The following is an 11530-nucleotide window of genomic DNA, read 5'->3' as shown; positions in this document are numbered from 1 at the left end:
GAAAGCCCTGGCGGAAGCGGTGTGAGATGGATTCGATGATGATGGGCGCCATGTCTGAGGACATGAAGAGCATGGACGGCATGCCCGCGATGGACATGACTGTCATGCAGGCGTGCATGGATGCGTGTGCCGCCTGCGAGCAGGCCTGTACGGTGTGCTCGATGCAGTTGATGGACTGCGCGCCGGAGTGCATGAACTGTGCAGATATGGCAGGCACCATGATGCGTTCGATGATGCGGATGCAGGGGGTGACGCCGGCCGCGATGATGGCGATGCTCGACGCGTGCATCGCCATGTGCCAGCTGTGCATGGACGCCTGCATGGAGCATGCCGACCACAGCGAGGTCTGCAAGATGTGCGCTCAGTCGTGCAAGGCGTGCATGGACGCCTGCATGGACATGAAGAACATGATGATGGCTGCCGCGTGAGCAGCCATCTCGCCGCCTGAGCAGCCGTCTCAGACGGCGACGTTGAACCGCACCCGCCCGACGGCGAGCACGTGATACGTGCGGTGCAGCGCGACCGGGGTTCCCGGCTCCGCCTCCAGTGCGGCGCCCTGAGCGCTCCACAGCGCCCACTCCTCGCCGTCCAGCGTGTGCACGCGCAGTTCGCCGGTGACGGCATCCGCTCGTTCGACGATCCCGTCCGCCCAATCGCTCGGCGTCGCCGACGCGAGTCGCGCCTGAATCAGGTGCAGGGCGTGCCCGGGGGCGAATGACGAGCACACGTCGCCGTGATCGCACATGCACGCCGCGCGCTCGCTCACCTCGAGGGGCGATACCCCGGTGAGTGGTGACGTGCGGTGCGCGGTGGACACGGTGATCTCCTGACGTTGTCGGATGCTGTTCCCATACGGTAGATCGCCGCAGCGAGATGTCGCGTATCCACCGTCACAGAGTGCAACACGGCGGAGTGAGAGTAGTCCAGGGCTACCGGCTATCGGCCTGATTTATGGCCTGAGATACATGTCGGACCCCGTGCTCCGATGCCAGCATCGATCATGCGGCGGTCATCGACGACGCCGCAGAACGGAATGACATGAGTACCTCATCACGACGCGCCGGGGCGGCAGAACGTCCGGCGCCGGGTATCCGCACGATCGTCGCATCGAGTGTGATCGGCACGACCGTGGAGTGGTTCGACTTCTTCGCGTACTCGACAGCCGCTGCACTCGTCCTCAACGCGCTGTTCTTCCCCGACTTCGATCCTCTGGTCGGTACGATCCTCGCGTTCGGCGGCATCGCGGTGGGGTACTTCGGCCGGCCGCTCGGCTCCATCGTGTTCGGACACTTCGGCGATCGCATCGGTCGCAAGCGGATGCTGGTCATCTCGCTGGTCACGATGGGGGCCGCCACGTTCGCGATCGGCCTTCTGCCGACCTACGAGGTGCTCGGCATCGCCGCTCCGCTGCTGCTGATGGCGCTGCGATTCGTGCAGGGCTTCGCTCTCGGCGGGGAATGGGGAGGTGCGGTTCTGCTCGTCGTCGAGCACGCCGAACCCCGCCGTCGGGCATTCCTCGGCAGCTTCCCCCAGGTCGGACTCGCGCTCGGTCTGACACTGTCGACGCTGATCTTCATCCCGCTCGTCGCGCTTCCGGGTGATGCATTCGAGAGCTGGGGGTGGCGGATCCCGTTCCTCATCAGCGCCGTGCTCGTGCTGGTCGGCCTATTCATCAGACTGCGCATCAGCGAAACACCCGAGTTCGAGGCCATGCGCAGCGCAGGCGATCAGGCGCGCGTTCCCCTGTGGGAGACGCTCAAGACGCATACGGCTCAGGTGATCCTTGCAGCCCTCAGCTTCGCGGTGATCGGTGCCGTGTTCTACATGCTCTTCACCTTCAGCCTCACCTACGGCACCGAGTTCATCGGGCACGGACAGTCCGAGATGCTCACCATCGCGACAGTGTGCTCGCTGCTGGCGCTCGTCGGACTCCCGCTCGCAGGATGGCTCGCGGATCGTTACGGGGTGTGGCGCGTCTTCGCGATCGGCACAGTGATCTCGATCGTCCTCGCGTTCCCCGCATTCTGGCTCATCGATACCGGCAGCATTGTCGCCGCCTACGTCGCCTACATAGCCACCACCGTCGGCTTCTGCGCCACCTACGGCATCCTCGGTGTGCTCTACGCACAGGCATTCGAGGTGCGCATCCGATACACCGGTATGTCACTCGCGCTCGGGATCGGAACGATCATCGGCAGCGCTTTCGTACCCGTCATCTACCTCGAGCTGCTGAACGTGTTCCAGTCGTCCTGGGCGATCGCTCTTTACATGGTTGTCGCCGGTGTGGTGACGCTGATCGCATCGAGTCTTCTCCAGGCTCTCACCCGCCGCGCAGAGCGCACCACGGCACCGACTGACGCACAGACCGTCTCGGAAGGAACCGCACGATGATCGACGACGAGACACGCGCCAGATTGAACGATCTCGGCCATTTCGACGCGGCGCCGGGGTCCCTGGCCGGTGTCGTCGTGCTCGATGTGACCCGGGTAGTGGCGGGTCCGTACTGTTCGATGATCCTCGCTGATCTCGGCGCGACCGTGATCAAGGTTGAGCATCCCGATGACCCTGACTACACGCGCACCTTCCCGCCGATGCTCGAGCGTGACGATGCCGACCCGTTCAGCGGTTTCTTCGCCCAGTACAACCGCAACAAACTGGGGCTGACGCTCAACATGCGTCATCCCGAGGGCAAACGTGCGCTCGAGCGTTTGGTCGAAAAGGCTGATGTGCTGGTCGAGAACTTTCGCCCCGGCACGATGGACCGTTTGGGGCTCGGACCCGAGCGGCTGCGCGAGGTCAATCCTCGCCTCGTCTACGCGGCACTCAGCGGCTATGGGCAGACCGGTCCGTACCGGACCAAGCCCGCGTATGACAACAGCGCCCAGGCGACGGGCGGGCTGTGGTCTATGAACGGCCCCGCCGGTGGCCCGCCGACCCGCGTCGGTACGATCATCGGTGATCTCGGCGCGAGCCTCTACGGCGTGATCGGAGTGCTCGCGGCGCTCCGGCACGCCGAGCAGAGCGGCGAGGGGCAGCTCGTCGATATCTCGCAGCAGGATTCGGTCCTCACCCTCACTGAGAACGCGGTCGTCTCGTACACGACGCAGAATGTCGTTCCAGAACCTCTGGGGAACCAGCATCCATTCGTCCGGCCCTATGAACTGTTCGCCTGCAAGGACGGGTTCGTCTTCTTCGGCGGTTACACCGATAAGTTCTGGAAGATCTCCTGCGAGATCTTCGGCGAGCCCGGCGATGCCGATCATCCCGAGCTGCAGAGCATGGGACAGCGCTTCACGGAGGACGTTTATCAGAGCCAGGTCAAGCCCATGGTCGAGCGCTGGTTCGCACACCGCACCAAGGCAGAGTTGGAAGAGCTCGCCGGTGATCTCGTGCCGTTGAGCGCGGTCAAGGACATCGGCGAGGTCGTGAGCGACCCGCAGATCGCCGTTCGCGACATGGTCGTCGATGTCGAATACGACGGTTACGGCGCACTGCGCACCTTCGGCTCGCCGGTCAAGCTCGATCGCACGCCGCCGCGCTCTCGTGGTCTCGCACCGGAGAAGGGCGAGCACACGGACGAGGTCCTGCGTGATTTCGTCGGACTCGCGCAGCGCGAGATCGACGAGCTGCGCGCAGCAGGGACGATCTGATGGGTGTGGTGACGCTGGAGCGTGACGGCGCGGTAGCCGTGATCACGATCGATCGGCCCGACAAGCTCAACGCGCTGACTCTGGCGATGTACGACCAGCTCGGTGAAGCCTTTGACGAGGTGCGTGACGATGCGAGCATCGGCGTCGCGATCCTCACCGGAGCCGGTGAGCGGTCGTTCTGCGTGGGTGCGGATCTTGAGGAATCCATTCCGGCACTCACTGAGGGTCGATTCGACATCAGCGAATGGGACGGTGCTCATCAGAAGCACTCGCGACTGGAGAAACCGGTGATCGCGGCGATCAACGGGCTGTGTCTGGGGGGCGGCTTCGAGATCATGCTCTCCACGGATATTCGGATCGCGTCTACGACAGCATCCTTCGCTCTCCCTGAGACCGGGGTCGGCGTCGTCCCTGCTGGTGGCACTCTTGTGCGACTCATCCGACAGATTCCTTACGCCTTCGCGATGGATCTGATGCTGCGCGGAGACCGGATCGACGCGGCCACCGCCGCGCGCTACGGCCTGATCAACAGGGTCGTCGATCCTGCGGAGCTCGTCGACACCGCACGAACGGTTGCCGAAGAGCTGCTCGGTAAGAGCCGCACCGCCATGGCGACGGTGAAGCGCGCCGTCCGCGAACTCGCCGATCTCCCTGAGGGAGAGGCTTTTCGTCGGGAGGCCCAGCTCGGTCAACGGGCCTTCGACAGTGACGATGCGCGGGAAGGGCTCGCCGCGTTCGCGCAGCGGCGGACCCCCTCGTTTCCGTCGAGTGGTGCCCTCCTAGACTGATGTCGCCGCCGGCTCCTGTCGGACGGAGAACGGAGAGGGCGTGAGCGTGGCAGAGCCTGAGTGGACAAACGGTCCCGCAGAATTCGCGCGCGAGTTGCTTGCAGCCGCTCGCGCCGAACCAGGAGAGCCGGATGCCGGACTCAGCGAGCTTCTCGCCGACTCCGGCATCGCGGGTGACCAGGCACGCGAGGTCGTCGCCTCCGCACGTGAATCCCAACTCTCCAACGCCCGGCTGCGACGGCGCACCGCAGAGCTCGAGGCACTGTTCTCCACGGCACGAGAACTCGTGCGTCTGCAGGATGTGGACGAGGTGCTCGACCGGCTCGTCGAACGCGCCCACCAACTGATGGGAACCGACGTCACCTATCTCTCAGAAGTCGACAACGATGCCGGTGACCTGCGGGTGAGGCACTCCGCGGGCACAGTGACGCATGAGTTCCGCGACCTCGTGGTTCCGGCCGGATTCGGTCTGGCGAGCAAGGTGGCAGACAGTCGCGAGGCGTCGTGGGTGCCGAGTTACCAGTCAATGCGTGAGGCGCCGCACGACAAGCGCATCGATGATGCCGTCGAAGCGGAAGGACTCGTCTCATTCCTGGGCGTTCCCCTCGCGGTCGGCGATCAGGTGCTGGGTGCCCTGTTCGCCTGCAACAGATTCCGCTATGACTACACCCCCGATGAGGTACTGCTGCTGTCGGCCTTCGCCGATCATGCCGCTGCAGTGCTGCACACCGCGCATGTCCTTGCCGAGCGAGCCGCAGCCGTCGAGCGCGCAGAGCACGCGTATCGAGAGCTGCATGAGCACCTGGCGGCGACCGAGATGGCCAGCGGCGTGCACGAGGAACTGACCACGGCTGTCATGTCGGGGGCGACGGTCGTCGACCTCATCGGCACCGTCGCGAATCATCTGCACCGTCGAGTGTGGGCGCTCGATGGCACCGGTCGTCCGCTTGAGCCCGAGGAGGGGCTGCCGCGCAGACGCACACTTCTGGATGCGACGGCGCGAAGTCGTGCGACCGGTTATGCCGAGACGGTCGAGCAAGACGGACACAGCTGGCTGGTCATCGCCATACCGGGAGCGGACAGGGCCAGCGGTGCCATCGTCGCGGAGGCCGATCACGAAGCCGATGACGTCGCCCGGCGCACGCTGGAGCGGGCTGCGCACGTCGCCGCTCTCGTGTCGTTCAAACGCGACGCCGTTGAGGCGATCCGCGCCGAGCGGGATGCACGGTGGCTGCTGGATGTGATCGATCGCGGCGCATCAGACGCAGAGCTGCCTCTTGCCACGCGCGACAGTGCGCTGACCGCGTGCGCGGTGCTGGACATTCGCGGCGGCGAGTCTGCTGCGGCCGTTGCCGCGGCGTCGCAGGTGGTCGCTGAGCGTGGGGTTGTCGCCATGCAGGATCATTACCTGATCATCGTGTGGACGACAGCGGAGGCGTTTGCCGAGACGGAGCAGGTGCGCGCTGCGATGGCGCAGCGTCTGGATGCCCCACGCCTGCCTGCTGTGGTGCGCACGGGCGTGACAGACCTTTCGGGCGTGAGCGCCGCCGTTCACCGAGCGATCTCCGACCTCAGCCTGCTGAGCCCGCTCGGAATCGACGGCGTCACGGTGTCATCGGACGCACTCGTGCCCTATCACGCGCTCGCTTCGGCTGATCCTGGCGCCGCCGTGCGGTTTGTCTCCGAGATCCTCGGGCCGGTGCTGGAGTGGGATGAACGACGCGGCACAGCGCTTTTTGACACTCTCGCCGACTACTTCGAATCGGGTCAGAGCCGCCAGCGGGTCGCCACGCGCATGCGCGTGCACAAGAACACGGTGCAGCAGCGACTGCTGAGAATCCAGGAACTGGTCACCGGCGACTGGCAGGACCCCGAGTATCGGTTCCGGTTGGAAGCCGCCGTGCGCCTGGAGCGCCTGCGCCGCGCCGCCCGCGAACGCCCCATGTGACCTATTTCGACAGCCAAGGGGCGCAGTCAGGGGCGCACGTACGCCGTTTTCGTCTGAGTGAAGAAGTCGCGGGCATGGGCGCCCTGTTCGCGCGGGCCGAAGCTCGAACCCTTCCGTCCGCCGAAGGCGACGTGCGGATCGACGCCGGCGGTGGGCAGATTGACCATGACCATGCCGGTGTCTGACCGTGACTGGAAATCTTCGGAGGCTCGCAGCGACGTCGTGCAGATGCCGGCGACGAGCCCGAACTCAGTGTCATTCGCGAAGGTGACTGCTTCGTCGTAGTCGGCGACGCGGATGACGGATGCCACGGGTCCGAAGACCTCCTCGCGGCTGACGATGTCGTCGTTGCGAGCTCCGGTGATCAGCGCCGGGGTAAGGAAGTTCCCGCGGGTCGCCCGCTCGACGACCTCACCGCCGTGGACCTCTGATCCCGCCGTCTCGCGTGCGATGCCGAGGTAGCGCAGATCAGTTTCGAGCTGACGCTCGTCGACGACCGGCCCGATGTCTGTCGCATCCTCGAGGGCATTGCCGACGTGCAGCTGCGCGAGCCGCGCGAGCGTCGCGTCTACGAAGCGATCGTGTATCGAGTCCTCGATGATGAGCCGGCTGGATGCCGTGCACCGCTGCCCGGTGGAGAAGAAAGCCCCGTTCACCGCGCACTCCACCGCGATGTCGATGTCGGCGTCGGCGAGCACGATGAGCGGGTTCTTGCCACCCATCTCCAACTGCACCTCGGCGAGGCGTGCGACAGCGGTCGCGGCCACGCGCCGACCGACGGGCTCTGAGCCAGTGAAGGTCACCGCAGCGATTCCGGGGTGCGACGAAATCGCGTCGCCGATGACGGAGCCTGATCCGGTGACGAGGTTGAAGACCCCAGGAGGGAATCCTGCTTCATGAATGATGCGGGCCAGGGCGACAGCGCTTGCCGGCACGAGTTCGGCGGGTTTGAGTACGACGGTATTGCCGTAGGCCAGGGCCGGAGCGGTCTTCCACGCCGGAATCGCGATCGGGAAGTTCCACGGAGCGATGACGCCCACGACTCCCAGGGGTTCGCGTACCAGGTTCACCGTGACACCGTCGCGTGTGGACGCCTGGCGCTCGCCGACGACGCGCAGAGCCTCCCCACTGAAGAACCGGAAGATGTGGGCCGCCCGCATCACCTCGCCCTTCGCCTCCGGAAGAGTCTTTCCCTCTTCTCGCGCGAGCAGGTGGGCGAGGTCATCGGCCTGTGTGGTGATGCCCGCGGCCACAGCTTCAAGCAGATCTGCTCGCCGCTGCGGTGAGGTGCGCCACCAGGACGGAAAGGCACGCGATGCCGCATCCACTGCGTCGTCGACGGCCGAGCGCTCCGCTCGGCCGAAGAGCCCGATGACATCACTGTGATCGGAGGGGTTGATGTTCTCACGGTGCTCGGCGACGTCGTGCCACGTGCCGTCAATGTAGATGCCGGTCGCAGAGGTCATGGTCGGTCCTTCGTTCGGGGCGTGCGGCGGGTGGAGTCGGAGATGAGCTGGGCGAGATGGATGCCGGGGGTTCCGGCGAGCTGGTCGGCCTGTGTGCGGCACGAGAAGCCATCGGCGAGGAAGACGGTGTTCGCGGTTTTATCTCGCAGCGCCGGCAGCAGGGCGTTCTCGGCCACGGCGACCGACACCTCGTAGTGCCCGCGCTCCATGCCGAAGTTTCCGGCCAGACCGCAGCATCCGGCGAGCTCGGTGACGGTCACTCCCATGCGGGACAACAGTTCGGAGTCGGCGGTGAAGCCCATCACAGCGTGCTGGTGACAGTGCGGCTGCACGACGACCTCGGTGCCTTTCAAATGAGGCGGTTGCCAGTCGTGGTCTGGGCGCACCGGCGTGCGTCCGGTGAGCACTTCAGCGAGTGTGCATGTGTTGCGCGCGATGTCGCGCGCCCGCGGATCATCGGGCAGGATCTCGAGCAGATCCGAGCGCAGCACCGCGGTGCAGGAGGGCTCGAGCCCGACGATCGGCACACCGGCGGCCACGTATGGATGAAACGCGTCGACGAGTGCAGACAGTCGCCGCCGTGCTCCGTCCAGCTGTCCCGTCGAGATCCAGGTCAGGCCGCAGCACTGTGGATCATCTGGCAGCACGGCGGTGATCCCGGCGTCGCGCAGCACCTCGATGGTGGCGAACGGAATCTCAGGACTGAAGCTGTCGGAGAATGAATCCGTCCACAGCAGTACCCGCTTCTCGGTCGAAGGCCTGGTGCGCGGACGACGGCGCTGCGCGGCGCGGAAGCTGCGGCGGGCGAAAGCGGGGACCGATCGGCGTGTGTCCATTCCGCCGAGGAAGAGGGCGACCCGGCTGATACCGGGGACTTTCATCACAGCGTTCACGACCGGAGCGAAAGGTGAAGCGAGCCGCGCCCACCGCGGCAACCAACCCAGCACGTAATGGGTGATCGGACGGAGCCGGCGCCGATAGCGGCGGTGCAGCGCCTCGGATTTGTATGCGGCCATGTCGACGCCGGCCGGGCAATCGCTCGCGCACGCCTTGCATGACAGGCAGAGATCCAGGGCGTCGTGCACCTCTTCGGACGCCCAGCCGTCATCGACGATGCCGCCGTTGAGCATCTCCTGCAGCACACGCGCGCGGCCGCGTGTGGAGTCCTTCTCGTCGGTGGTCGCCTGATACGACGGGCACATGAACTCACCCGCGCCGCTGTTATCGGCCAAGCACTTGCCGATGCCTACGCAGCGGTGCACGGCCTTCGTGAAGTCACCCCCATCGTGCGCGAGTGCCATGCCGTCGGCCCTCAGCAGCGGAAGAGCCTGCGGACGTCGGAGATCAGCGTCGACGGCGGCGGGGCGCACGATCACCCCGGGGTTGAAGAGGTCGTCGGGGTCGAAAAGACGCTTGAACCCCTCGAACGCTTCGATCGCGGCAGTCGAGTACATCAACGGCAGCAGTTCACTGCGCGCCCGGCCGTCGCCGTGCTCGCCGGAGAGTGACCCGCCGTGACCGGCGACGAGACGCGCAGCATCCGTCATGAATGCGCGCAGCGCCGATCCGTCCTTCTCGAGAGGAATATCCAGACGCACATGTATGCAACCATCGCCGAAGTGCCCGTACGGCATGCCCGACAGTCCGTGCTGATCGAAGAGCTCTTCCATTTCGCGCAGATACTGGCCGAGACGCTCGGGAGGGACGGCGGCATCTTCGAACCCCGGCCACGCCTGAGCACCCGCAGCGGTGCGCCCCGCGAGTCCGACACCGTCCTCTCGGATGCGCCAGATCGGGCGGGCTTCGAGCGGATCGGCGATGGTGCGGTGGCTGACGGCAGCGGAATCGGCGATGAGACGCGCGGCTCTCGACGCCGCATCGCGTGCATCCTCACCTGAAACTTCTACGAGCAGCCAACCGCCGCCCTCCGGCAGCGATGAGACGGCGCCGGCACCCTTCGCGTCGCGTACGGCGTCGACGAGGCGAGCGTCCAGACCCTCGATGGATCCGGGACGGTGCTCGAGCAGATTCGGCACATCGTCGGCGGCGGCGACCATGCTCGGGTAGCCGAGCACGGCGAGCACCGGAGCGGTCGCCTTCTCGACGAGCCGTACGGTGGCGCCGAGGACGATGGCGCAGGTGCCTTCTGTGCCCACGAGCGCCTTGGTCAGCGAGCGGCCATTCTCCGGCAGGAGGTGCTCGAGCGAATAGCCCGAGACCTGGCGACCGAAGCGGCCAAGCTCGGTGCGAATGGTTGCCATATGAGATGAGACGAATGCGTCCATGCCAGAAACGACATGAAAGCCGGATTCGCCGTCAAAACGCCGTCCTCGCGCATCGATGACGTCAAGGTCGATGACGTTGTCGACCGTGCGCCCATATGCGAGCGAGTGTGAACCGCAGGCGTTATTGCCAATCATTCCGCCGATCGTGCAGCGCGTCCAGGTAGACGGATCGGGGCCGAATCGAAGGCCGTGGGGAGCCGCGGCATCCTGAAGGCGTGCCATCACGACGCCCGACTGCACACGTGCCGTCCGCGCGACAGGGTCGATGTCTTCGATGGCCGAAAGGTGCCGCGAGAAGTCCATGACGATGCCCGAGCCGATGGCGTTACCGGCGACCGAGGTGCCAGCCCCACGGGAGGTGAGCGGTGTGCGCGTCGACCGCGCGGTATCGACGACGGCGAGCACGTCGTCGATGTCGCGCGGGAAAACGACGACCTTAGGCGGCACACGGTAGTTCGATGCGTCGCTGGAGTACTCGGCGCGGCGGCGTGTGCCGTCATCGACCTCGCCGCCGATGGCGCTGCGCAGAGCTGTGACGACATCGGCGGTGTCTGCTGAGGATGATGAGCTCCGCTCAAGGAGTGACATGAGTAGCATGCTACTCGGCTTGAAGCGTCACATGTCAAGCCGCGTGTGATCAGATCGGCCGATATCTTTCCCCGCTGAGGGTGAGTGCGAGGTCATCGGCGAGCGCGGTGCCGTCTTCAGTTGTCAGTGCTGCCGTCGTCACACGGATGAACGGGCGGGTGCGCAAGCGGAAGGCCTCGCCTGTGCGCACAGCCCACCCGCGAGTGAGCAAGAACGCGGCCAGCGTGCTCTCCTCCGGTACGGGGATCAGCACATTCATCCCCGAGCGCGCGAAACTCGGAATGCCGCGATCCTCAAGTGCCGATGCGAAAGCGACCCGCCTCTCGGCATATGTTCGCTCTGCGACAGCAATTTGTCTCAGGGCGGCATCGTCGGACAGAACTGCTGTGACGAGCCGCTGAGTCAGGTGGCTGACCCAGCCCGGACCTAGCTGCAGTCTGCCCTCGACGCGATCTGCGGTGTCGGCGTCGCTGATGATGGCGGCGACGCGGAGATCGGGCCCGAGAGCCTTGCTCATCGAGCGGATGACCGCCCACTTGATGCGATCGGTCGTCAGTGTCATCGCGGGGGCGCCCGCGATGAGGCTGGCATGGTCGTCTTCGACGACGATCACCTTCGGATAGTCGGCGATGATCGCGCGCAGCTGTTCTGCGCGCTCGGCACTGAGTGCTGAACCGAACGGATTCTGCGCGCGGGGGGTCAGGATGAGCGCCGAGATGCGCCGTGATTCGAGAGCTTCGGCGAGTGCGGCAGGGCGCATCCCCTCATCGTCGATCGCCACCGGGACGATCTCGAGCCCGAGTAC

General features: G+C 65.7%; 9 protein-coding genes. 5 read left to right on the top strand and 4 right to left on the bottom strand.

What is annotated here, in order from left to right:
- A partial coding sequence (locus ACTICP_RS14365) for a hypothetical protein (protein WP_441893524.1) occupies positions 1 to 428 on the top strand: 428 nt, incomplete at its 5' end.
- A gap of 29 nt (positions 429 to 457) precedes the next feature.
- Here the strand turns inward: ACTICP_RS14365 and ACTICP_RS14360 are convergent.
- Positions 458 to 817: a hypothetical protein gene (locus ACTICP_RS14360; protein WP_441893522.1), complete on the bottom strand. Its 360-nt coding sequence runs from the start codon at positions 815 to 817 to the stop codon at positions 458 to 460.
- 221 nt (positions 818 to 1038) lie between these two features.
- Here ACTICP_RS14360 and ACTICP_RS14355 point away from each other — a divergent pair, with 221 nt between their 5' ends.
- Genes ACTICP_RS14355 through ACTICP_RS14340 form a run of 4 tightly spaced genes read left to right on the top strand, consistent with a single transcriptional unit; the run spans position 1039 to position 6386 of the window.
- Positions 1039 to 2391 carry an MFS transporter gene (locus tag ACTICP_RS14355; protein WP_441893520.1) on the top strand — a complete coding sequence of 451 codons (1353 nt, stop codon included), beginning with the start codon at positions 1039 to 1041 and terminating at the stop codon, positions 2389 to 2391.
- Positions 2388 to 3650: a CaiB/BaiF CoA transferase family protein gene (locus tag ACTICP_RS14350; protein ID WP_441893518.1), complete on the top strand. Its 1263-nt coding sequence runs from the start codon at positions 2388 to 2390 to the stop codon at positions 3648 to 3650. The genes ACTICP_RS14355 and ACTICP_RS14350 overlap by 4 nt, the downstream gene beginning before the upstream one ends.
- An 8-nt stretch (positions 3651 to 3658) precedes the next feature.
- Positions 3659 to 4438: an enoyl-CoA hydratase/isomerase family protein gene (locus tag ACTICP_RS14345; RefSeq protein WP_441893516.1), complete on the top strand. Its 780-nt coding sequence runs from the start codon at positions 3659 to 3661 to the stop codon at positions 4436 to 4438.
- Between the two features lie 46 nt (positions 4439 to 4484).
- Positions 4485 to 6386 carry a helix-turn-helix domain-containing protein gene (locus tag ACTICP_RS14340; protein WP_441893514.1) on the top strand — a complete coding sequence of 634 codons (1902 nt, stop codon included), beginning with the start codon at positions 4485 to 4487 and terminating at the stop codon, positions 6384 to 6386.
- Between the two features lie 26 nt (positions 6387 to 6412).
- Here the strand turns inward: ACTICP_RS14340 and ACTICP_RS14335 are convergent, their stop codons facing one another.
- The 3 genes from ACTICP_RS14335 to ACTICP_RS14325 all read right to left on the bottom strand — a co-directional run.
- On the bottom strand, positions 6413 to 7852 hold the full coding sequence (locus tag ACTICP_RS14335) for an aldehyde dehydrogenase family protein (protein WP_441893512.1): 1440 nt from the start codon (positions 7850 to 7852) through the stop codon (positions 6413 to 6415).
- Entirely contained in the window at positions 7849 to 10725 is a 2877-nt protein-coding gene (locus ACTICP_RS14330; RefSeq protein ID WP_441893510.1) for an FAD-binding and (Fe-S)-binding domain-containing protein, read from the bottom strand. Before ACTICP_RS14330 ends, ACTICP_RS14335 begins: the two co-directional genes overlap by 4 nt.
- 49 nt (positions 10726 to 10774) lie before the next feature.
- Positions 10775 to 11530 (bottom strand): aminotransferase class I/II-fold pyridoxal phosphate-dependent enzyme (locus ACTICP_RS14325; protein ID WP_441893508.1); only part of this gene is annotated, 756 nt, incomplete at its 5' end.

The sequence above is a fragment of the Microbacterium sp. genome (assembly GCF_052102115.1).
In the GTDB taxonomy this organism is placed as follows: Bacteria; Actinomycetota; Actinomycetes; order Actinomycetales; family Microbacteriaceae; genus Microbacterium.
This window is presented reverse-complemented; position numbering and strand designations above follow the sequence as displayed.

Coding starts and splice junctions, on each gene's coding strand:
- ACTICP_RS14355 (WP_441893520.1), top strand. CDS start 1,039: ATGAGTACCTCATCACGACGCGCCGGGGCGGCAGAACGTCCGGCGCCG.
- ACTICP_RS14350 (WP_441893518.1), top strand. CDS start 2,388: ATGATCGACGACGAGACACGCGCCAGATTGAACGATCTCGGCCATTTC.
- ACTICP_RS14335 (WP_441893512.1), bottom strand. CDS start 7,852: ATGACCTCTGCGACCGGCATCTACATTGACGGCACGTGGCACGACGTC.
- ACTICP_RS14330 (WP_441893510.1), bottom strand. CDS start 10,725: ATGTCACTCCTTGAGCGGAGCTCATCATCCTCAGCAGACACCGCCGAT.